Annotated in this window: 17 protein-coding genes; 10 read left to right on the forward strand and 7 right to left on the reverse strand. The window is 69.4% G+C overall.

All coding sequences use genetic code 11. The features are described from left to right. Positions 1–39: 39 nt before the first annotated feature. Positions 40–711 (forward strand): hypothetical protein, encoded by a 672-nt coding sequence (locus VF584_16655; GenBank protein HEX8211808.1) that lies wholly within the window; start codon positions 40–42, stop codon positions 709–711. 75 nt (positions 712–786) lie between these two features. Here VF584_16655 and VF584_16660 read toward each other — a convergent pair whose 3' ends face one another. Both VF584_16660 and VF584_16665 read right to left on the reverse strand, forming a co-directional pair. Continuing rightward, on the reverse strand, positions 787–1,191 hold the full coding sequence (locus VF584_16660; protein ID HEX8211809.1) for a hypothetical protein: 405 nt from the start codon (positions 1,189–1,191) through the stop codon (positions 787–789). 99 nt (positions 1,192–1,290) lie between these two features. Further along, entirely contained in the window at positions 1,291–2,226 is a 936-nt protein-coding gene (locus VF584_16665) for a LysR family transcriptional regulator (protein HEX8211810.1), read from the reverse strand. Between the two features lie 93 nt (positions 2,227–2,319). On the opposite strand from VF584_16665, the gene VF584_16670 reads away from it, so the two are divergent. Then, complete coding sequence (locus tag VF584_16670) at positions 2,320–5,016, forward strand: DUF5916 domain-containing protein (protein HEX8211811.1); 2,697 nt, start codon at positions 2,320–2,322, stop codon at positions 5,014–5,016. Between the two features lie 466 nt (positions 5,017–5,482). Then, a complete protein-coding gene (locus VF584_16675; protein HEX8211812.1) occupies positions 5,483–6,640 on the forward strand; it encodes a L,D-transpeptidase in 1,158 nt (385 codons plus the stop codon). A gap of 198 nt (positions 6,641–6,838) precedes the next feature. Here the strand turns inward: VF584_16675 and VF584_16680 are convergent, their stop codons facing one another. After that, on the reverse strand, positions 6,839–7,108 hold the full coding sequence (locus tag VF584_16680) for a hypothetical protein (protein HEX8211813.1): 270 nt from the start codon (positions 7,106–7,108) through the stop codon (positions 6,839–6,841). 101 nt (positions 7,109–7,209) lie between these two features. On the opposite strand from VF584_16680, the gene VF584_16685 reads away from it, so the two are divergent. From VF584_16685 to VF584_16695, 3 genes are all read left to right on the forward strand, one after another. After that, positions 7,210–7,647, forward strand: a complete 438-nt coding sequence (locus VF584_16685) for a GNAT family N-acetyltransferase (GenBank protein HEX8211814.1) — start codon at positions 7,210–7,212, stop codon at positions 7,645–7,647. Positions 7,648–7,757: 110 nt separating this feature from the next. Beyond that, on the forward strand, positions 7,758–8,117 hold the full coding sequence (locus tag VF584_16690) for a YciI family protein (GenBank protein ID HEX8211815.1): 360 nt from the start codon (positions 7,758–7,760) through the stop codon (positions 8,115–8,117). A gap of 2 nt (positions 8,118–8,119) precedes the next feature. Continuing rightward, the gene (locus tag VF584_16695; protein HEX8211816.1) at positions 8,120–9,376 is read left to right on the forward strand and encodes an RNA polymerase sigma factor; all 1,257 of its coding nucleotides are present in this window, start codon (positions 8,120–8,122) and stop codon (positions 9,374–9,376) included. A 112-nt stretch (positions 9,377–9,488) separates the two neighbouring features. On the opposite strand, the gene VF584_16700 is transcribed toward VF584_16695, so the two are convergent. Then, positions 9,489–10,763: a hypothetical protein gene (locus VF584_16700; protein HEX8211817.1), complete on the reverse strand. Its 1,275-nt coding sequence runs from the start codon at positions 10,761–10,763 to the stop codon at positions 9,489–9,491. Between the two features lie 337 nt (positions 10,764–11,100). Here VF584_16700 and VF584_16705 point away from each other — a divergent pair, with 337 nt between their 5' ends. After that, the gene (locus tag VF584_16705; protein HEX8211818.1) at positions 11,101–13,878 is read left to right on the forward strand and encodes a M14 metallopeptidase family protein; all 2,778 of its coding nucleotides are present in this window, start codon (positions 11,101–11,103) and stop codon (positions 13,876–13,878) included. 99 nt (positions 13,879–13,977) lie between these two features. Here the strand turns inward: VF584_16705 and VF584_16710 are convergent, their stop codons facing one another. Both VF584_16710 and VF584_16715 read right to left on the reverse strand, forming a co-directional pair. Then, positions 13,978–14,397: a PIN domain-containing protein gene (locus VF584_16710; GenBank protein HEX8211819.1), complete on the reverse strand. Its 420-nt coding sequence runs from the start codon at positions 14,395–14,397 to the stop codon at positions 13,978–13,980. A 3-nt stretch (positions 14,398–14,400) separates the two neighbouring features. After that, positions 14,401–14,607 carry a hypothetical protein gene (locus tag VF584_16715; protein HEX8211820.1) on the reverse strand — a complete coding sequence of 69 codons (207 nt, stop codon included), beginning with the start codon at positions 14,605–14,607 and terminating at the stop codon, positions 14,401–14,403. A gap of 139 nt (positions 14,608–14,746) precedes the next feature. Between VF584_16715 and VF584_16720 the strand changes: the two genes are divergently transcribed. Together VF584_16720 and VF584_16725 are read left to right on the forward strand one after the other, a co-directional pair. Next, on the forward strand, positions 14,747–16,030 hold the full coding sequence (locus tag VF584_16720; protein ID HEX8211821.1) for a hypothetical protein: 1,284 nt from the start codon (positions 14,747–14,749) through the stop codon (positions 16,028–16,030). Positions 16,031–16,138: 108 nt separating this feature from the next. Then, complete coding sequence (locus VF584_16725) at positions 16,139–16,597, forward strand: hypothetical protein (GenBank protein HEX8211822.1); 459 nt, start codon at positions 16,139–16,141, stop codon at positions 16,595–16,597. 671 nt (positions 16,598–17,268) lie between these two features. On the opposite strand, the gene VF584_16730 is transcribed toward VF584_16725, so the two are convergent. Continuing rightward, positions 17,269–19,953 carry a glycoside hydrolase family 9 protein gene (locus VF584_16730; GenBank protein HEX8211823.1) on the reverse strand — a complete coding sequence of 895 codons (2,685 nt, stop codon included), beginning with the start codon at positions 19,951–19,953 and terminating at the stop codon, positions 17,269–17,271. 157 nt (positions 19,954–20,110) lie between these two features. On the opposite strand from VF584_16730, the gene VF584_16735 reads away from it, so the two are divergent. Next, entirely contained in the window at positions 20,111–20,836 is a 726-nt protein-coding gene (locus VF584_16735; protein ID HEX8211824.1) for a DUF4236 domain-containing protein, read from the forward strand. Positions 20,837–20,888 lie beyond the last annotated feature (52 nt).

Genomic DNA, 20,888 nt, shown 5'->3' on the forward strand with positions numbered 1-20,888 from the left:
CTGTGTGAGATGCTGTTCGGCTTCTACACGAGAGCTATGATGTTCCATCGTATTCTTCTGGCAGGGGCGCTTTTTACGCTGGGCGCTTGCACGTCGTTCAACTCGGTGCGCTCGGCGGAGGTGCACCGGGGGCCGGCGATCGCGCTGCAGGGGACGGTCACGACGGCGCCGGGCGATGATGCGGCCTGGTTCTGGGGGCTCGACTGCTCTTCCAACTGCAACCGCGTGCTGGCGAGCTTCGATGGCGGGGTGATGTTCGGAAGCACGTCCGGGCGGCCGTTCAGTGTGGGCGCGGGATTCAGCGGGATCCTCTATCCGTACCTGGAGGGCTACGTGCAGCTCAACCGCGCGGAGCGGAATCCGTGGGGCGCGGGGGTGCGCGTAGGCATTCCGGCGCAGAGCTGGACCGAGCACCAGCTCTTCGCGCGCTTCGACAGGCCGCTGGGGGATGGGAAGCGCCTCCTCCTCAACCCCACGATCTTCCTCCACACCGGCAACTCACCCAACGGCGCGAATCCCGGGCACTTGCTGGCGTTCGTGCCGGGCGTGGGAGTCCTGTTCGAGGGCGAGACGATGTCGTTCATCCCCGCGATCTCGCTGGGATTGGGGCGCGGCGAGCGCCGGGCGTATTCCAGCGACGAGGGCGGCCCGTTCACCACCGTGTTCGGCACCGTTTCGATGTCCATCGTGGGTCACCGGAAGCGGCCGTAAGTTGCGAGGCCGCAGAAAGAAAGAGCGGGCGCGGCTGCATGCCGCGCCCGCTCTCTTTTGCCCTCACGCCAGAGCTTACGCGGCGGGGATCCGTGCCCGCTCCAGCTGCTGCTCGCGCAGGCGGCCGCCGATCCAGGCGTACGGCATCACCAGCGCCAGGTTCAGCGCGATGGCCCAGGCAGGCCGCTGCCCCCACGTGGCTACCGCGCCGATCACGTTGAAGACGAGGCCGAGGAAGCCCAGGATCAGCGCGTGGCGCATCGGGCGGTCGGGCGCGAGCCACGCGGCCAGCCAGCACCCGGCGATGGCGAAGATGGCCACGTACGCCGCCTCCAAAAGGACCGGGCCGGCGTCGGTCATCGACTCGCCGGCAGGCAGGAACCCGGCGGAGGAAAGAATGGCGCCGGTGCCGCCCGCAAGCGCGCCGATGAACAGGAAGCCGACGACGATCGCGAGGATGCTGCGGACGATGGGTGCCACGGGGAGCTCCGTGAGGCGCGGGTTGGAGGGGAGGACGCCAAAGAATGGACACGGACCCCGCCCCGCGCAAGAAAATCATCAGTCGCGGAAGACGCCGCGTTAACCCGCCACCGCCGCAAAGTGCTCGTGGGTGATGTCGATGAAGGCGGCGAGGACGGGGGGCGGCTCCTCGCGGCGCCGGACGAGGGCGATGGTGGTGCGGCCCCCGTCGCGGTCCAGCGGGTGGTACGATACGCCGCCCCACCCCAGCCGCCGGAACGAGGCGGGGACGAGGGATACGCCCAGCCCCGCATCCACCAGCGACACGATGGTGAGCCACTCCTGCGCTTCCTGCACCTGCTTGGGATGGAAGCCGGCGTCGCGGCAGAGGCCCAGCACCTGGTCGTACAGCGTGGGCGCCACCGTTCGCGGAAAGAGGACGAACGGCTCGTCCGCCAGCGCGTGCAGCGGGAGCACGGCCTCGTCCGCGCGCGCGTGGCCGGGCGGGAGGACGGCCACGAACGGCTCGCGCACCACCGGCTCGGCCAGCAGCGATGCGTCCGCGGCGGGCTCGCGCAGGAAGCCCGCGTCCAAGAAGCCCGCCACGATCGCGTCCCGCTGCGCGCTGGTGGACATCTCGCGTAGCCGCAGCTCCACGGCGGGATAGCGGTCGCGAAAGGCGTGGAAGACGCGCGGCAGCGCCGTCAGCATCGCCGACGCGGCGAAGCCGACGGTGAGCACCCCGCTCTCGCCGCGGCCGGCACGGCGCGTGGAGTCGATCCCCTGCGCCACCTGGGCCAGCGTGCGGCGCGCCACCGCCAGCAGCACCTTGCCCGGCTCGGTGAGCGCCACGCGCGGCCTGCGCTCGAAGAGCGGATACCCCACCAGCGACTCCAGCCGCGCGATCTGCTGGCTGAGCGGCGGCTGCGCCATGTGCAGCCGTCTCGCCGCGCGCCCAAAGTGCAGCTCCTCCGCCACGGCCACGAAGTAGCGAAGGTGGCGCAGCTCAACCGACTCGGGGAGGCGCGGCTCGGGCGGGGTCGATACGTGAAACATATCAGGAGCACACGTTAGCGGTATTGGACGTATCTATGCTAAACATTTAACATCCCTGCACACGTTACGTCCACTCCCCGAGCCGCCTCTCTGATGATCCGTCCATCGCTGCTCGCCGTTCTGGTGGCTCCGTCGCTGCTCGCCGCGCAGACGCCCGCGGCGCCGTCCGCATCCAACACGCGCCCCACCCCCGTCCTCCAGGCGGCGCGCGCCGCGGGGGCCGTGCGCATCGACGGGCGGCTGGACGATGCATCGTGGGCCGCGGCCGAGGTGGCGGGCGGCTTCACCGAGAGCTACCCCAACGCCGGGGCGCCCGCCCGCTTCGCCACCGAGGCGCGGGTGCTGTACGCGGACGACGCGCTCTACGTGGGGATGCGGATGACGGACCCGCGGCCCGACTCAATCGCGGCGCAGCTCGCGCGGCGCGACGCGGGCGGGCTGTACTCGGACTGGGCGCAGGTGATGATCGACAGCTACGCGGACGGGCGCACCGCGTTCGCCTTCAGCGTGAATCCGCGCGGGGTGAAGCGCGACGTCTACCTGTTCAACGACGCCAACGAGGACTCCGGCTGGGACGCCGTGTGGGAGGTGGCGACGCTGGTGGACTCGGCCGGGTGGACGGCGGAGTTCCGCATCCCGCTGTCGCAGCTCCGCTTCGGGCGCAGCGAGCCGGCCGGCGGGCGGGAGTGGGGCCTGCAGCTCACACGCGACGTGGCGCGCTTCGACACGCGCTTCGCCTGGTCGCCGTGGAACCGCAACGACAACGGCTTCGTCTCGCGCTTCGGGCGCCTCAAGGGGCTGCAGGGCATCCGCGCGCCGAGCCGCCTGGAGTTGCAGCCGTACACCGTCGCCCGCCTCACCCGCGCGCCAGACGAGGCGGGGAATCCCTTCTACCGCTCGTCGGACACGGACGCATCGGTCGGCGCGGACGTGCGCTGGGGGCTCCCGTCTGGCCTCACGCTGAGCGCGGCCATCAACCCCGACTTCGGCCAGGTGGAGGTGGACCCGGCGTTCGTGAACCTGAGCGCCTTCGAGACGCAGCTCCCCGAGCGGCGCCCCTTCTTCAGCGAGGGGACGGACATCTTCCGCTTCGGCAGCCTGCTGTCGCACATCAGCCTCACCGCGCCGCAGTTTTTCTACACGCGCCGCATCGGGCGGGCGCCGCAGCGGCAGCTCGGCGGATCGTTCCAGTACTTCGACGCGCCGCAGAGCACCACCATCCTGGGCGCCGCCAAGCTGAGCGGAAAGACGGCCAGCGGCTGGTCCGTCGGCGTGCTGGACGCGGTGACGGCGGGGGAGCGGGGGCGCGTGCTGGTGTCGGATGGCGTTACGCGGCAGGAAGCGGTCGAGCCGCTCAGCAACTACCTGGTCGGCCGCGTGCGCCGCGACCTGAACGGCGGGCGCACGGTGCTGGGCGCGATCGCCACCGCCACCCATCGCAGCCAGAGCGATTCCGTCTTCGATCCCATGCTGCGCTCCGACGCGTACGTGGCCGGAGTGGACGGCGAGCACTCGTGGGGCCCGAGCCGCATGTGGTCGGTGAGCGGCTTCGCGTCCGGCTCGCGCGTGGCCGGCAGCGCGGACGCCATCGCCGCCACGCAACGCTCCAGCGCCCGCTACTTCCTGCGCCCCGACGCCGACCACCTGGAGTACGACGCGACGCGCACCTCGCTGGAGGGATACGCGATGGGCGCGGCGCTGCGAAAGGGCGGCGACTGGCGCGGCTCGCTCTGGATGCAGCAGGTAAGCCCCGGCTTCGAGACCAACGACCTGGGCTTCCAGAGCCGCGCCGACAGCCGCTCCCTCGCCGCGCTCTACGGCTACCGGCAGGGGAAGCCGGGAGCCCTCTTCCGCGAGTGGTTCGTGCGCGCCTTCACCACCCAGTCGTGGAACTTCGGCGGGGACCAGACGGGGAGCACCTACGCCGTGCGTGGCAACGGGACCTTCAAGAACCTGTGGAGCGCCTCGGCCACGGTGGAGTACGCCCCGCGCGTGACCAGCGACCGCCTGACGCGCGGCGGCCCGCTGGCCCGCACCCCCTCGTCGCTCGCCTTTTCCGGCGGCGCGGGGACGGACCCGCGCAAGCGCGCTTCCCTGTACGTGGATGGCTACACGTCCACCGACGACGCGGGCGGACACCTCCGCTTCCTGGCTGCCTCCGTCTCCGCGCGCCCCACTACCAGCGTGCAGGTGAGCATGGGTCCCGTGTGGGAGGCCGGCCGCACCGACGCGCAGTACGTCCGCACGCAGGCCGACGCTCTGGCCACGGACACGTACGGCCGCCGCTTCGTCTTCGCCACGCTGGAACAGACGACGGTCGCGCTGAGCACGCGCCTGGACTGGACCTTTACGCCGCGCCTCTCGCTGCAGCTCTACGCCCGGCCCTTCCTCTCCGCGGGCGAATACGACGGCTTCAAGGAGCTGGCGGCGCCGAACAGCTACGACTTCACGGAGTACGGCAGCGATGCGGGCACCGTCGCGCTGAACACCGCGTGCGGCACTGCGGCGGCCAATCCGCAGCGCTACACCATCGATCCGGACGGCGCGGCGGGCGCAGCCAGCTGCTTCCAGTTCGGCCGGCCAGATTACAACTTCCGCAACCTGCGCGGCAACGCGGTGCTGCGGTGGGAGTACCGGCCGGGCTCCACGCTCTTCTTCGTGTGGCAGCAGGAGCGGAGTGGCCAGGAGGGCTTCGGCGACTTCGACGTGGGCCGCGACGCATCCGGCCTCTTCGAGGTCCCCGCGCGTAACGTTTTCCTGGTAAAGGCGACGTACTGGCTGGGTCGGTAAAGGGGCGCCCTCTACCCGCTCGTCACCTCGCTGCCCCTCCCCCAAACTGCGGGGGAGGGGCGTTTGGCGTGCGTTGGGCGGCGCCGCATGGGGCGCTGTGAGGGCGGGCACGGGCATCCACGTGGGGCGGCCCCTACCGGATCGGCGCGTGAAGCGGGGGGACGTGGTGGGGGAGGCGGCGGGCAGACACGCAGGTTTGCCCCTACCGGATCGGTGTGTAGGGCGGCGGTCGAGCCGGGGCGGAGGGCGGGCGCGATAAATCGCGCCCCTACCAGATCGATGCGTTTCGAGATGCGGAAACACCGCGCAAACGGCCGCGATCTCCCCCCTCGCCCAGCAGTTTGGGAGAGGGGGGCCGGGGGGGTGAGGGCCGCCGCGCGCTGAAACTCCCCCTGCGCAACCGGGTACCGTGATTGACACCGCGCGGCCATCGCGCGGCCGACGACCCGCTGTACCGCTGGATATCATGCGAAGCACGACCTGGACGAGGACCGCGGTGGCGCTGCTGCTGGCGGGCGCCGCGCTGGCCGATTCGATGCCCGCCGAGGCGCAGGCGCCGGCGCGCAGGGCGGCGGGGAGCGGCGTGCGCGTGCGCTCCGAGGCGGTGGCGCGCGGGCGGCACGTGGTGGTGATCGACCTGGACAGCAACCGGCTGCTCTTCACCAAGGGGAGCCGCGTTCTCTGGTCCGCACCGGTGGGCACGGGCACCGGGCTGCGCCTGGAGTCCGACCGCGACGCGTGGAACTTCCACACGCCCAACGGCACCTTCCACGTCGTCTACAAGGCGCGCGAGCCAGACTGGCTCGCGCCCGACTGGTACTTCCTGGAGCACGACCTCCCCGTACCGCCCGAGAACAGCCCCAAGCGCCGCTTTCCGCGCGGGTTGGGGGCGGCGGCGGTGTACATCGGCCACGGCCTCGCCATCCACGGCACCGACAAGCCGGAGCTCCTGGGCCAGCGCGTGTCGCACGGCTGCATCCGGCTCTCCGATGCGGACGCGCTGCGCCTGTACCACAACGTGCAGGTCGGAACGGAGATCGTGGTCGTTGGCGGCGCGAATCTGGAGGCCACGCCGGCGGCCCGCAGGCGCACCACCACCTCCACGGGCCCCGCGGGCACCCCGCCGCCGCGCGATCCGGTGGTCGTCTCGCTGGAGCGGGAGGAGACCGGCGCGCTCCTGGAGCGCCTCGATGCGGAGCTCTTCTCCACCGCGTTCGGCGGGAGCGGACCGGGGTGGCCGCGGGTGGCGAGCGTCCTCCTCTTCCGCGGCGTCAAGGATGGCGACGACGAGGCGCTCGGCGGCCTCTTTGCGCGCCTCGACGAGATCGGCCCGGGGACGCTGCGCGACGAGTACGCCACCTTCCTCTCCGACGCCTTCGTGCAGGGCCCGCTCCGCACGCTGGCGGTGCTGGGCCGCATGGACCGGAGCATCCGCGCCACCGTCGCCGGCGCCATCGTCGCCTCCACGGTCGGCCTCTACCCCGGCACGACCGACGACCCGCGCCTCCCCTGGCCCACCAAGCGCGCCCCCCGCACCGTCCTCGACCCCCGCTCGCAGCGGGCGTGGGACGCGCTGCACGTGGCGGAGCAGGAGTATCGGGATTCGCGTGTGGCGGGCAGGTAAGGAAAAGAAGTGCGTGAGTGCGTTGGTGCGCTGGAACAGGCGCCCCTTGTCATCCTGAGAGAGCCGCCACGCACAATCCTGGCTAGTTGCGCGGGCCTTCTGCGGCGAGCGATGGAGCTAGCCGGCGAAGCAAGGGGCCGGCGCGACTGGCCGGCCCCTCGGAACGCGCAGTAGATCTAACGCACTAACGCACTTCCGCTAGAGTCGCGGATGCCGCTCCTTATCCGGCGTGTCGTTGTCGCGCGCGCCGGGGCGGGCCTCCTCGTCCTGCGTGTGGGTGACGTCGTCCGGCTTGCCCTCGTGCTTCTGGTCGAGTCGCTTCTGGTGCGAGTCGTCCTTGTCGGCACGCGCCCGCTGCTTGCTCGCGCCGGTGGTGGCGCCCACCTCGCTCGCGCTCTTCCCCTCCTTTTTCGCCTCGCGCGCAAGCTTCTGCTTCTGTTCCTCGCTCCCTTCCATGCTCTTGCTCATCGTTCCTCCAGCCTCGCGTGGGTTGCCGTCCGCGTCGGGGAGGCGAACTCCGGGCAAGCATCGTACCTTTTCGCCGACCCGTCCCCCGCACCGGAGGCCTGATGCAGCGATCTGCCCACGTCCGCCCCGCCACGGCGCGGGACACCGCCGCCCTCGCCGCGCTGATCTCCCACCTGAGCTACCCGACAGACACCGACGCCATGCGCCTGCGGATGGAGCGGATCTCCGCGCTGCCCGGCTACGCCGCATGGGTGGCGGAGGTCGAGGGTGAGGTGATCGGGATGGTGGGGGCGATGATCGGCTGGACGCTCGTCTACGACGATCCCTATGCGCGCATCCTGGCGCTCGTGGTCGATCCGGCGCACCGCGGCCAGGGTGCGGGCGCGGCCCTGGTGCGCACGGTGGAAGAATGGGCGCGCACCCACGGCGCCGGCACCCTCCACCTGACCGCCGGGAATCAGCGGACGGAGGCGCACCGGTTCTACACGCGCATGGGCTTCGACGACACGGGGAAGCGCTTCTTCAAGCGCCTCGTCTGACCGGCGCGCGGACGAATTTGACGGCCGAGCGGACGCGTTGTCGATTTCGGCGGTCGCCGAGCGACTACTAGGTGCTCACGGTAATTCCCACCACACCACGGAGGCGAACGATGAAGTACCTCTGCCTGATCTACGACGACGAGAAGACGATCGAAGCGATGCCCAAGGACGAGCAGGACGCGTTCATGGGCGAGTACATGTCGTTCACCGAAGGGATCGCGGCGAGCGGCCACATGATCGCAGGCGAGGCGCTGCACCCGGTGCAGACCGCGACCACCGTGCGCATCCGCAACGGCAGGATCTCCACCACCGACGGGCCCTTCGCGGAGACGCGGGAGCAGCTTGGCGGGTTCTACCTGATCGAGGCGCGCGACCTGAACGACGCCATCCAGGTGGCCGCAAAGATCCCATCGGCGCGCACCGGGAGCGTGGAGGTGCGGCCGGTGGTGGACTTCAGCGCGCAGCAGTAGCGGTGCCGGCCGGGGACGCGGCCGAGCGGGTGCGGGAGGTGGTGGACGCCGTCTACCGCTCCGATTCGCGCCGCGTCCTGGCCACCCTGATCCGCCTGCTGGGCGATTTCGACCGCGCCGAAGAGGCCCTGCACGACGCCTTCACCGCCGCCCTGGAGCGCTGGCCGCGCGAGGGCGTCCCCGCGAACCCGCGGGCGTGGCTGGTGTCGGCGGGGCGGTTCAAGGCCATCGACGCGATCCGCCGCCGCGCCCGCTTCAACGCGAAGCTGGCCGAGCTCGCGGACCGGCTGGACGTCGCACCCACCGACGCGGCGGCGTGGGAGGACGACGGCGTGGAGGACGACCGCCTGCGCCTCGTATTCACCTGCTGCCACCCCGCGCTGTCGCCGGACGCGCAGATCGCGCTCACGCTGCGCGAAGTCTGCGGCCTCACCACGGAAGAGATCGCGCGCGCCTTCCTCACCGGCGCACCCACGCTCGCGCAGCGCATCGTGCGGGCGAAGGCCAAGATCCGCGACGCGCGCATCCCCTACCAGGTGCCCGCGCGCGCGGATCTGCCGGGGCGGTTGGATGCCGTGCTGCACGTCGTCTACCTGGTCTTCACCGAGGGGTACTCCGCCTCCTCCGGCGAGTCGCTGACCCGTGCCTCGCTGTCGGGTGAGGCGATCCGCCTGGGGCGCCTGCTCGTGGAGCTGCTCCCAGAGCCGGAGGCGATGGGCCTCCTCTCGCTCATGCTGCTGCACGAGTCGCGGCGACCCGCGCGCGCCTCCGCCACGGGCGAGCTGGTGCTGCTGGCCGATCAGGACCGCTCCCTCTGGGACCGCGAGTTGATCGAGGAAGGGGTGGCGCTTGTGGAGCGCGCGCTTGGGTCGCGCCGCTTCGGCCCGTACACCCTGCAGGCGGCGATCGCGGCCGTGCACGCCGAGGCGCCGAGCGCCGAAGCCACGGACTGGCCCCAGATCGTGGGGCTGTACGACGTGCTCGCGCGCGCCGATCCCTCGCCCGTCGTGAAGCTGAACCGCGCCGTCGCCGTGGCGATGCGCGACGGCGCCGCCGCGGGACTCGCTCTCATCGACGAGCTCCTGGCCGGCGGCGAGCTGGCCGCGTACCACCTGGCCCATTCCGCGCGCGCCGATCTGTGCCGCCGCCTCGGCCGCACGGCGGAGGCCCGTGCAGGTTACGAGCGCGCCCTCGCCCTCGCGCGCCAGGAGCCGGAGCGCCGCTTCCTGGCGCGCCGCTTGGCCGAGCTGGCGGAGTGATGCGGAGCGCGCGTCTTTATGTGAGACTGCGGTTTAAGTGACTTCACACGCGACCGGAGCCCGGCGGGAACGTCCCCGCCGGGCTCCGGTTGTTACGTGCGGGACCGGCGGCTCAGGGAACGCCGAGGTCGATGCGGATGCCGCCGGCGGCGCTGAAGAACGACTCGAACTTGCTGTGGCGCCAGTGGAGACCCGTGAGCGTCACGTTGTTGCCGTGCCACAGGAACACCGGCGCGCCGCTGTCGCCGCCCGCCGACGCGTAGTTGGCGGAGTACTGGCAGAGCGCCCGGCGCCACGGGGCGATCGGCACGGTGACGCAGGTGCGGCGCACGAACCCGTAGTTCCACCCGGAGGTGCGCCCCACCTTGTCCACCATCTGCCCGGCCCAGGGCCAGTTCTGCACGGCGGTGACGGCGAACCTGGGGTTGGCCGGGTCGATGGTGATGGAGCCCCACGCGCCCGGGCCGCCCCAGCCCAGGGTCCTGCCGATCCGGTTGGGAGCCACGGCGACGTTGGTGTTCACCTGCACCAGCGCCGCGTCGGAGTACCGGCACCGGTAGAACCAGAAGCACGCGAACGGCCTGGGATCGCGCACCTCGCGGCCCACCCACAGCGGGTTGATGGGCTGGGAGAACGCGATCCCGTCGAGCGACCAGAGCGCTCCGGTGCAGTGCGATGCCGTGACGAACGATGGGGCGCCGTTGCTCGGGTTGCGGGTGATGAAGCCCAGAGTGCAGGTGCCGTTGTTGGCGTTCTGGATCTGCCACCCGCCTTCCAGCGGCTGCCACTGCTGCTGCAGCGTGATGTCGTCCTCCATGGGGCCGGTGACCACCACCTCGGTGGCCTCCGCGGGCACGCCGGCCCGGGCGAACCGCGCCTGCACCTCGGCACGCGCCGTCTCGTCCACGATCCCCACCACCAGGCGGTTGGAAGCCTCGTCGAGGTCGAAGAAGGTGGTGCCCTCCACCTCCAGCACCGGGTCGATGGAGCTGTCGCGGAAGGAGCGCAGCGTGGGGTAGTCGAACTCCGCCGGCACGAAGCGAGTGCTGGCGCCCGTCTTCGCGTCGGGCCTGTCACCCTGCTCGGCCGGGGCGTAGCCGGCCAGCACCCGGCTCGCCTCGGCCGGATCGCCCGCCGCGGTCAGCCTTACGACGCGCGTCTCGCCCTCGTACGAGACCCCCGCGAAGCCGGGGATCTGCCGCGACAGCTCCAGGAGATCCTTTTCGCCCCCGTACAGGTCGCCGTCCGCCGGCGGGGTGACGGTGTCGCTATCCGCGGTGGTGGAGGCGGCGGGGTTGGCGGGTGCGGACGTCGTGGGATCGTCCGCGCAGGCGGCCAGCGCCGCCATCGCCAGGACCGTGGCGAGCAGCCGCCGGGGTGTACGCATCTCGTGCATCGCGTCCTCTCTCAGTGTCGATGGTGGATGTAGATCGCCGCTTGCCGCGACGCTGTCTGTATATTTCGTCGGATACGGGGATCATGGCGGCGCGTCCGCCGCCGGTTGCCCGGGCTGTCGAGCGTAGGCCCCTTCGCTCGTACTGGCCCATAATGACGCGCCGACTCGCGCTTTGTCAAGAACGTCGTTAAAAGTTTGCCGCACCGGGCGAGCCGGGCCGCCTCCGTGGCCGCTTGACTTCATCGCGCCCGCCGTCGATTCTAACCGTACACTCATCACAGTCGCACGCCCGGCGGCGCTCCGGCCCGCGGGCCCGAACCAGGATCCCATGCCCACCATCCACCGGACGGCGCGCTTCGTGGCGCTGGCGGCGGTGCTGGCCGCGTCCGCCGCGCCGGCGCAGACGCGCGTCACCTCCCCGCGCGAGCAGTTCGGCCACGACATCGGCGCGGACTACGTGCTACCCAACTACCGGCAGCTCGTAACGTACTGGCAGAAGCTGGACGCCCAGAGCGACCGCATGCGCATGGTCGACATGGGGAAGACGGCCGAAGGGCGCACCGAGTACATGGCGATCGTCTCCTCCCCCGCCAACCTCCGCAACCTGGAGCAGTACCGGAACACGGTGCGGCGCCTGGCGCTGGCGCGCGGCGTGGACTCCACGGAGGCGCGGCGGCTGGCGCGCACGGGGAAGGCGGTGGTGTGGATCGACGGCGGGCTGCACGCCAACGAGGTGCTCGGCGCGCAGCAGCTCATCGAGACGCTCTACCAGCTCGTGTCGCGCAACGACGCGGAGACGACGCGCATCCTCGACGACGTCATCATCCTCTTCATCCACGCCAACCCAGACGGCATGGACCTGGTGAGCGACTGGTACATGCGGAATCCCAACCCGCGGCAGCGCTCCACGGGCAACATCCCGCGGCTCTACCAGAAGTACATCGGCCACGACAACAACCGGGACTTCTACGCCTCCACGCAGCCGGAGACGGAGAACATGAACCGGGTGATGTACCACACATGGTTCCCGCAGATCGTCTACAACCACCACCAGACGGGGCCCACGGGGACGGTGATGTTCGCGCCGCCCTTCCGCGACCCCTTCAACTACGTGTACGACCCGCTGGTGGTCACCGAGCTGGACCAGGTGGGCGCCGCCATGCACGCGCGCTTCATCGCCGAGAACAAGCCGGGCGTCACCACGCGGCGCGGCGCCAACTACAGCACATGGTGGAACGGCGGGCTGCGCACCACGGCGTACTTCCACAACATGATCGGCCTGCTGACGGAGACCATCGGCAACCCCACGCCGATGGACATCCCCTTCCTGGCCAACCGGCAGCTCCCCAGCGGCGACCTGGTCTCTCCCATCGCGCCGCAGCGGTGGCACTTCCGCCAGTCGATCGACTACTCCGTCACCGCCAACTACGCGGTGCTGGACATGGCCTCGCGCTACCGCGAGACGCTGCTGATGAACCAGTGGCGGATGGGGATGAACTCCATCCAGCGCGGCAGCCGCGACACGTGGACGCCGTACCCGCGCCGCATCGACGCCGTGCGCGATTCGATCCGCGCCGCTGGCCGCCGCCGCACGGACGCGGACGGGGTGATGTCTGGCGGCGGGCTGGTGAGCGACGCGCCCAACGCGCAGGAGTCGCAGCGCTACATGGCGATGCTGCGCCGCCCCGAGTGGCGCGACCCGCGCGGCTACGTGCTCCCCAGCAACCAGCCGGACTTCCCCACCGCCACCAAGTTCGTCAACGCGCTGCTGGAGACGGGCGTCGAGGTGCACCGCGCCACCGCGCCGTTCAGCGTGGCCGGCAAGCAGTATCCCGCGGGCTCGTACGTGGTGATGGCGGCGCAGCCCTTCCGCCCGCACGTGCTGGACATGTTCGAGCCGCAGGACCACCCCAACGACTTCCGCTACGAGGGCGGCCCGCCGATCCCGCCGTACGACGTGGCCGGGTGGACGCTGGCGTACCAGATGGGCATCAAGTTCGACCGGATCCTGGAGGGCTTCACCGGCCCCTTCCAGCGGATCGCGAGCTTCAACACCCGCCCCGCGCCGGGCCGCGTGACCACCCCGCGCTACGCCCCGGCGGCGTACCTCCTTTCCGCTGCCCAGAACGATGCCTTCACGGTGGTGAACCGCCTACTCGCGGCGGGTGTCGAGGTACAGCGCCTGACGGCTCCCCTTGCCGCCAACGGCGAGACGTACCCGGCCGGCACCTGGGTCGTCCCGTCGCGCGCGCAGAGAGTCAACGAGCGCCTCACCGCGCTGGCCGCCGAGCTGGGAGTCGACGTCGAAGCGGTCGCGGAGGCCCCCGCCGGCGCCATGCGCGTGCGCCCGCTCCGCATCGGCCTCTGGGACCGCTTCGGCGGCTCGATGCCGTCGGGCTGGAACCGCTACCTCTTCGACCAGTGGGGCTTCCCGTACCGCCAGGTCTTTGCGCAGGAGCTGGACGCGGGCAACCTGAACGCGAAGTACGACGTCCTCATCTTCCACGACGGCGCCATCCCGGAGGAGGACCGCCCCGCCCGCGATCCTGACCCGGCCACCATCCCGGCGGAGTACCGCGCGCACCTGGGCAACGTCAGCATCGCGCGCACGGTTCCGCAGCTCCGCGCCTTCCTGGAGGGTGGCGGAAAGGTTGTGACCATCGGCTCGTCCACCGTCCTGGCCCGCCACCTGGGCCTCCCGGTGAACGACCACCTGGTGGAGCGCACCTCCACCGGCGACACGGTGCACCTGTCGCGCGAGAAGTTCTTCATCCCCGGCTCCGTGCTGCAGGTGCGCGTGGACCCCTCGCGCCCCGTCGCCTGGGGGATGGAGGAGCGCGCCGACGTGATGTTCGACGACTCCCCCGTCTTCCGCCTGGGCTCGGACGCCGCCGCCCGCGGCGTGCGCCCCGTCGCCTGGTTCGAGGGCAAGACCCCGCTGCGCAGCGGCTGGGCCTGGGGCCAGGACAAGCTCGACGGCGGCGTCGCCGCCGCGGAGGCCACCGTGGGCCAGGGCACGCTCTACCTCTTTGGCCCCGAGGTCACCTTCCGCGCCCAGCCGCACGGCACCTTCAAGCTGCTGTTCAACACGCTGTACGGGATGTGACGATGGAGGGCTATCGCCCTGGTTGAGCAGGAACCAATTCGAAAAAGCCCCGACATGGCGTCGGGGCTTTTTCGCGCTTGTGGCCGCAACTCGTGGAACTCAGCGCTGCGTGTGGGAAATCCTCGTGAATCCCGCCTGCTCGAAGTGACCGTCGAACGCGAGGGCCTCCCGGATACCGAGACGTTCCATCAGGACAAAAGACGCGCAGTCGGTCAGCGAGAACCGCTTATCTGGACGCTGCCTCAGGTACTCGAAGGCGGCTCGAAAGAGCTCCTCGTCCACGTGCACCAGGCGCACGGATGGACTCGCCAGCAGCCAATCGCCAATTTCAACCGCTTTGTAGTGGCGACCGCGGCTGACGAAAAAGGTTACCACCTCATCCAGAACGAAGCTCGTCGTCAGCAGTCGAGGACGACTACGAGCAAACTGCCGCCAGTGCTCCGTGGCGGCGGCGTGATGCTGGTCGTTGTCCGATTCGAGCGCGACGAGATAGCCCGTATCGAGGAAAACCTCGGCCATACGTTAGTCGCAGCCGTACAAGTAGCGATCGTGTTGTGCGGCTCCGTCCGAGACCCCAGTTGACACAGGCGAGGTTCCAAGCCGCACTATCGGATCGTCCTCTGCCTCGATCGCCTCACGAGTCATGCTCGCGAGGAGGCGAGCAATCAGCTTCGCGCGCTCGCCCTCGGGCAGCTTCAACGCCTCTGCTTCGAGTTCCTGAATGCTCATCGATCTCCTACGGAATCGGGACGGCTCCGAACTCAGCGCGAGAACGAAGCCCGCTCCTCATCTGCTGCGAAGAACGGTCCACTGCGGAAGCCTCATGCCGGTGACTTCTTGTCGCGCCTGTAACAAGGATACCCCGCAGATGCCGAACGGGATCAGCAACACTGGAATTCGCCGGGCTCGGTCCGACTACTGGATGGAGCACCGCTTCCTCGACGCGCGAGACATCGACGTACGAATCGAGGAAGTCGAAAGCTGTCGGCCCATCCTTCCAGCCCACGCCATCATGAGCAACGAATTCCGCAGCCGGTTCGTATCCCACGCGCAGCTCGCGGTGGAGCGCGCGGGTCGCGCGCAGACCGAGGCGGCGACCAACCAGTACCTCGTGCTCCCGTTCTTTCAGCTGCTCGGCTACGACCCGCTGGACCCCGATGAGGTGGTGCCGGAGGCGCATGCGTCGTTCTCCGACAAGTTCAAGAACCGGGTGGACTTCGCCATCTGCCAGGACAAGACGCCGGTGATCGCGGTCGAGTCCAAAAAGGTCGGCGCGCTCGTGGAGGCGAACCGCGGGGAGCTGAAGGGCTACTTCAACGCGGTGCCCTCCGTGAAGCTCGGCATCCTGACGGACGGGCTCACCTTCCAGCTGTTCACGGACACCAGCGCCGAGAACATGATGGACGACGAGCCTTTCGCGGTCGTCGACCTGACCGAAGCCGCGCGCGACCAGGTGGACGCCAACGCGCTCGACGCGCTGATGCGGCTGCGCAAGGGCACCTTCGACCCCGCGCACGTGGGGGCGGACGCGCGGCGGAAGATGCACGTGGCCGCGTACGCCGATGCGCTGCAGCGCGTGCTCGCGAGCCCCGATGAGCGGTTCGTGCGCGTGATGATGGACATCGCGTCCATCGAAGGGCGCCGCACCTCGCGCATGGTGGAGGAGCACGCGCCGCTCGTGCGCGAGGCGGCGGACACCATGCTCGACCGCAAGATCCTGGAGCGCGTCGGCTTCGCGGATCGCAGCGACCTGGTGCGAATTCCCGCCGAGTCGCCCGTCGCCCCCGCGCCTACGGAGGCCGCGCCGGAGCCGGTTGCTCCGGTGGAGAGCGGGGTCGTGACCACCGATACGGAGCGTCAGGTGCTCGAATACGTGCGGACGCGCCTCCCCTTCCTGATCGAGCGCGAGGAAGGCCTCTATCAAAAGCTCTCGCACATCCGCTCCGTCGATCACAAAACGGTGTTCTGCGTGTTCTACCGCCAGGAGCGGAAGGGCAAGCTGTTCAACTTCACCGAAGGCACTCGCGGCGCGCGCTACCGCTTCGAGTTCGTCACCCCCGAAGGCGCGGGGTGGGTCAACACAGACACGCTCTCCGACATCGACGCACCCCTGCTCGCGGCGTTCACGACGAGGGTGCAGGAGCTCGGATAGAACATAGGAGAGCGTAGCGAGCGCACCGTTTCGCCCAACAACAGAACCCCGCGATCGATCTGGGGGCGGGGTTCTGTTGTTGTCTTGGCGCACCCTCGAGAACTCGATATGCTCGACTCATCCATGACAAAAGACGACGGGCTGCTGGATTGCAAGGGGATGTCGGGCTGCGATGATCGCCCCGCCACCGCGGCCGAGCTGGCAAAGGCGCAACAGGCTATCAGTATGATCCGCTCGGACGAATCCTGCGGACAAATTCGAGCTAACGCTCAACGGATGCTCAGTCGCGGCGGCCTGCGGGTGTGGACGAATCGGCTTTATACGTTCGACGCATACGGTGTGGAACGAGTGATGCTCGGTCATTCGTACTTCGTCTACGACGGGCCTGATCCAGGTCCAGTCATGTGGCTCTGGACGGGATCCATTGGCCCGAAGACCATAGCGCATGAGGCACTGCACGGAATGCCAAACATGGACGGGAGTGGGTCGGGATACTACCAGCACGACCAAATGACCCCCATGGGTATGACGATGAAGGAAACAGCGGCTGCTTGCGGGTCTGGTTGACGGAGGACGACGATGATTACGCTGCTACTCGCCGCGATGCAAATCGCGGCAAGTCCGCCGGTGGATAGTGCCGCCGTTTACACACTTCTGCTTGAGGAGGTGCGGGCAGAGAACCCGGGAGCACGTATCATCCTGTCGCAAACCCGGTCCGGGGTCAGTTGTATGCCCCAGTGCGGGGTGTCGGCACTCAGTGAGACACCGTCCGATCCCCCTGCGGCGGCGGGCGAGACGACACACGGCCCCTCATTGATCGCTGCGTTACGCGATAAGAAGTTGATCGACGGAACCTGCCCAGTTACTCCCCGGGTTTTTGGCTGCCCAGAAGCCGCGAAGTCCGTATTCGCGGGTTTAGGTGAGATCGCGGTACGTCCTGAAGGCAGTCCGCCAGCGGTCGAGGGAGCGTACTGGGTTCGCGTGGCGATATTGAATTTGCGCCCCTCACCGTGCTCGCACGAGAAAGACCCAGAAGATGCGCAAGCAGAGGGGTTTGGATACTGGGCCCTCGTACGACAACAACCGAATGGAACCTGGCGTCTCGTGAGGCGCATCCCTGCATTCTCGCTGTAGCGTGGGAGCTGGGGCACTTCTGCCCACGCGATGTGACGCTGTATGTTTGATGCGCGCGCATGGCCCCTCGTCTGTTTGCAGACGAGGGGCCATGTCGAACCGGATTACAGCCGCTCCCCGGCGAACTCGAACACCTCATGCCGCCGCGCCAGGTCGCCATCGGGCACGACGACGGCGAACCAGGGGGCATCGGCGACGATGCGCCGCGCCTTCCACTCGACGGTGGCGGGCATCCCCGCGCGCCGCTGGACGGTCCGGGACGGCTGCTGAATGCGCAGGTTCACGGCGCGCAGGGCGACGGTGCGAACGCGAGGGTCGCGCGTGGTCAGGCGGATGGTGACGTCGCCGTTGCGGGCGGTGGTGGCGGTCAACTGGAAATCGTCGCGCGCCGTGGCGGGCGCGGGGGTGCCCAGCAGGTCCTCCATCATCCACAGCCACCGGCTGACGGGGTGGACCCAGACCTCCTTGTACACGTACATGTTCTGCGCCGGCCAGTAGGGCAGATCGGTGACGCCGCGGCTCTGCATGCCGACCGGGAGCGAGCCGACGAAGTCGCCCGACGACACGCTGTACTGCTGCGCCCAATCGTACCCCTCGCCGTACATCGTGCTCTGGACGAACGGGTTGCGGCCGACGACCCACTGCAGCTGCCGCTGGGCGAGGTCCATCCCCGCGCTGTCGCCACGGAGCCGTGACGCCGCGGAGAGCGCCTTCGCCTGCGAAAGGAGGATGCCGTAGTTGCCGCGGCGCGCGTACCAGACCGGGAACGCGCGAAGGAACCAGCCGTCGCCCATCGGCATCCCCGTGCTCACCTGCGCGCGGTACGCCTCGCGCGTGCCCCCGTGCAGCGCGCCGGAGTCCGGCACCTCCTTCGCCTCGTCGCCCAGGCGGTAGACGTACGCGGGGAGGACGCCGTACGGGGCGGTCGTGGACGCGGTGCGCTTCTGGTACTCGGCGTGGAGGGCGACGGTGGAGTACCACTTCATCCAGTCCGGGTGGTCCGGCAGGGCCTCCGTGAGCTGCGCCAGTGCAACGACCGGCGCCTGGTCGTTGCCGCGGTGGAACTGGTGGAAGAGCGTGTCGCGGTCCGGGCCCGTGTAAAAGAACCCGGCCAGCGGAAAGGTGCCTCCCACCGGGCGCTTCTGCTGCGAATCGACGATCACGCGGGCGAGCTCCACCGCCTTGTCGGCGTACTTGCGGTGCCCCGTCGCGCGGAAAAGCTCGAGCGACGCGGTGACGCCGATCCCCGCGAGCTCCATGCGGGACGCGGCGAAGGCGGGCGTGTGCCAGGTCGACGGCCCTTCCACGCCGGCGATGGCGTGGCTCCAGTCGTCCTCGGCGATGCGCAGGCTGCGCGCGGCCAGCTCGGGGTCGGAATCCTTGAGCACGCGGTACGCGATGGCGCCCGCGGCCGCGGAGATGTAGTTGGCGTTCGGGTTGTTCTTCGCCACCACGGTGCGGTCGTCCGCGTCGCCCACCACGTTGTTGGTCCACAGGTTGTGACTACCGAAAGCGACGCGGTAGCCGCCCGGGAAGCGCACGCGCAGCACCCAGTCCAGCCCCCACTTCGCCTCTTCCAGCACCCGCGCCAAGAGCGCCGGATCCCCGCCGCGGGCGCGGAGCCGCTCGGCCAGGGCAAAGAGTGCGTACGCCCCCTCGCCGGTGTTGATCACACCCTGCGAAAGGTCGCCCGCATCGTGCCAGCCGCCGCTCATCACGATGCGCTGGCCGCCATGCGTCGCGAACCAGTCCAGGTGGTCGACGCCGTGCGATCCCGGCACGTCGAAGCCGCAGCGGTTCCCGTAGAAGAAGTTGAGCGCCTTCCACACCGTCCCCTCCCACACGTCCGCGCCGATGCGAAAGGGCTGCGTCGTCTCGCCGCCCGTGCGGATGACGTAGCGCCCCGGCACGTTCACCTCCGAGAAGTCCATCTGCTGGAACGAGCCGAGCCGGCTGCTCACCCGCTGCACCGGCTTGCGCAGCACCACCTCGCCGAGGGCGCGGCCATCCACCCGAATCAGCTCGAATGCGGAAGCCGCCAGATGGCTCGCGACGGCCGTCTTCGAGAAGCCCGCCGGGTAGCCGGTGTGGCTGAACGAGATCCGCCCCGGCGCGACGCCCCACCCCGTGTGATGGTCAGGAGCGACGCGCTGGAGTTCGATGCGTCCGATCTCGAACGCGACGCGGTCGCCGGGCGCCGCGAGCATCTTGTTGGCCCAGTAGCCGATCTCGATGGCCGTCACGCGGTCGCGCGGCAGCGGCTCGATCTCCCACACCACCTGCTGCCACCCGTTGGGCGCGAGCGTCACGTAGTGGATCCCCTCGCGGCCGTACCGGTCGGGCACCTTCTCCGCCCCGTCATTGCGCAGCACGACCTGCATCGGAATGGTCGGAAAGCCGCTGGTCTCCGTCTTCATCCACATGGAGAGCCGGTTGTAGCCGCGCCAGTCCTCGCCATCGAACGAGCGCCGCAGGTTGACGCTTGGCAGGCGGTTGCGCGTCGGCGCGGGCGCGTCACGGAACATCTGCACCTCCACGCGCATCACGCGATCGCCGGCAAGACTCCGCTCGGTAGGGAAGCTCAGAGTCCCCGTCCCCGTGAAGCGCCAGGTGGCCGGCCCCGTCAGCTCATCCAGCACGCGGCTCGCCTGCACCTCCTTCCGCAGCCACCCGAACTCCGCCGAGTTCTCGAACTCGATCGGCATCAGGGCACGCGGCTGCTGGCCGGTCAGGTCGGCTGGCGCGGCGGCGCAGGCGAAGAGCACGAGCGCGGCGTACTTGGCATGCATGATGGGCGGGCTCTGTGTGCAGGTGAATCGCGGCGGCGTACGCGCCGCGGATTAGCTGGTTTCGGCGATCCTGTGAAAGCCCTGCGTCGTGGCCGACAACGTTATAGATACGGTCCCGCTTTGATGGGCGAGCTCAATAAGACTGCTGGAGATCAATATGGGGTTCCGTTTCCGGAAGAGCATCAAGATTCTACCGGGCGTGCGCGTGAACGTCGGTCGTTCCGGCATCAGCACGACCATCGGCGGCCGGGGCGCCAGCGTCAACAGCGGGAAACGCGGCACATACCTGAACGCCGGTGTTCCCGGCACCGGCCTCAGCTACCGCTCTCGGATGGACGGCGCCTCCGGTTCGATGGGCTCCAGTGGGAGTGCCGGCAACGGCTGTCTGGGGTGTCTCGGCGGCCTGTTCGTCCTGATGATCATGGGCACGTGCATGGGGAGTGATCCATCTTCTTCTCCGCCCACGCCCCAGCCACTCTCGATCTACGAACCGAGTGCGCCGCCTGCGCCAACTACGGACCAGCTCTACATCCACGAACCGCTCAACGTGCGCAGCGAGCCCAACAAGCAAGGCGCGGCGCTCCGCACTCTCCCCCGCGGCACCGCCGTGCGGCTTGGGCCCAAGGATGAGAACGGGTGGGCTCCCCTGTACGACTACGCGGGGAACGCCGATGGATACGTGTACCGCGCCAGCGATGCGGTGCGCTCATACCCGGCGCCCGAACGCACTCGAAGCGCACCGAAAGCACGGTCCCTTTCGGCCGGGGTCACACGCCGCTCATCCGCCGAGTCACGAGGATACTACACCGGCCCGCGCGGAGGATGCTACACCTACAGCGCCAGCGGGCGAAAGCGCTACGTCGACCGGTCCTACTGCCGCTAGCGCCCGCACGGCCCTACGATTCGAAGGTGACAACGGCGTCAACCTGGGGACC

Origin of the sequence: Longimicrobium sp., from assembly GCA_036389135.1 — a bacterium.
Taxonomy (GTDB): Bacteria; Gemmatimonadota; Gemmatimonadetes; order Longimicrobiales; family Longimicrobiaceae; genus Longimicrobium.

Bases quoted from the DNA above. Each gene is read 5' to 3' on its own strand.
- VF584_16655 (HEX8211808.1), top strand. From the start codon at position 40: ATGTTCCATCGTATTCTTCTGGCAGGGGCGCTTTTTACGCTGGGCGCT.
- VF584_16665 (HEX8211810.1), bottom strand. From the start codon at position 2,226: ATGTTTCACGTATCGACCCCGCCCGAGCCGCGCCTCCCCGAGTCGGTT.
- VF584_16670 (HEX8211811.1), top strand. From the start codon at position 2,320: ATGATCCGTCCATCGCTGCTCGCCGTTCTGGTGGCTCCGTCGCTGCTC.
- VF584_16675 (HEX8211812.1), top strand. From the start codon at position 5,483: ATGCGAAGCACGACCTGGACGAGGACCGCGGTGGCGCTGCTGCTGGCG.
- VF584_16680 (HEX8211813.1), bottom strand. From the start codon at position 7,108: ATGAGCAAGAGCATGGAAGGGAGCGAGGAACAGAAGCAGAAGCTTGCG.
- VF584_16685 (HEX8211814.1), top strand. From the start codon at position 7,210: ATGCAGCGATCTGCCCACGTCCGCCCCGCCACGGCGCGGGACACCGCC.
- VF584_16690 (HEX8211815.1), top strand. From the start codon at position 7,758: ATGAAGTACCTCTGCCTGATCTACGACGACGAGAAGACGATCGAAGCG.
- VF584_16700 (HEX8211817.1), bottom strand. From the start codon at position 10,763: ATGCGTACACCCCGGCGGCTGCTCGCCACGGTCCTGGCGATGGCGGCG.
- VF584_16705 (HEX8211818.1), top strand. From the start codon at position 11,101: ATGCCCACCATCCACCGGACGGCGCGCTTCGTGGCGCTGGCGGCGGTG.
- VF584_16710 (HEX8211819.1), bottom strand. From the start codon at position 14,397: ATGGCCGAGGTTTTCCTCGATACGGGCTATCTCGTCGCGCTCGAATCG.
- VF584_16715 (HEX8211820.1), bottom strand. From the start codon at position 14,607: ATGAGCATTCAGGAACTCGAAGCAGAGGCGTTGAAGCTGCCCGAGGGC.
- VF584_16720 (HEX8211821.1), top strand. From the start codon at position 14,747: ATGCCGAACGGGATCAGCAACACTGGAATTCGCCGGGCTCGGTCCGAC.
- VF584_16725 (HEX8211822.1), top strand. From the start codon at position 16,139: ATGCTCGACTCATCCATGACAAAAGACGACGGGCTGCTGGATTGCAAG.
- VF584_16730 (HEX8211823.1), bottom strand. From the start codon at position 19,953: ATGCATGCCAAGTACGCCGCGCTCGTGCTCTTCGCCTGCGCCGCCGCG.
- VF584_16735 (HEX8211824.1), top strand. From the start codon at position 20,111: ATGGGGTTCCGTTTCCGGAAGAGCATCAAGATTCTACCGGGCGTGCGC.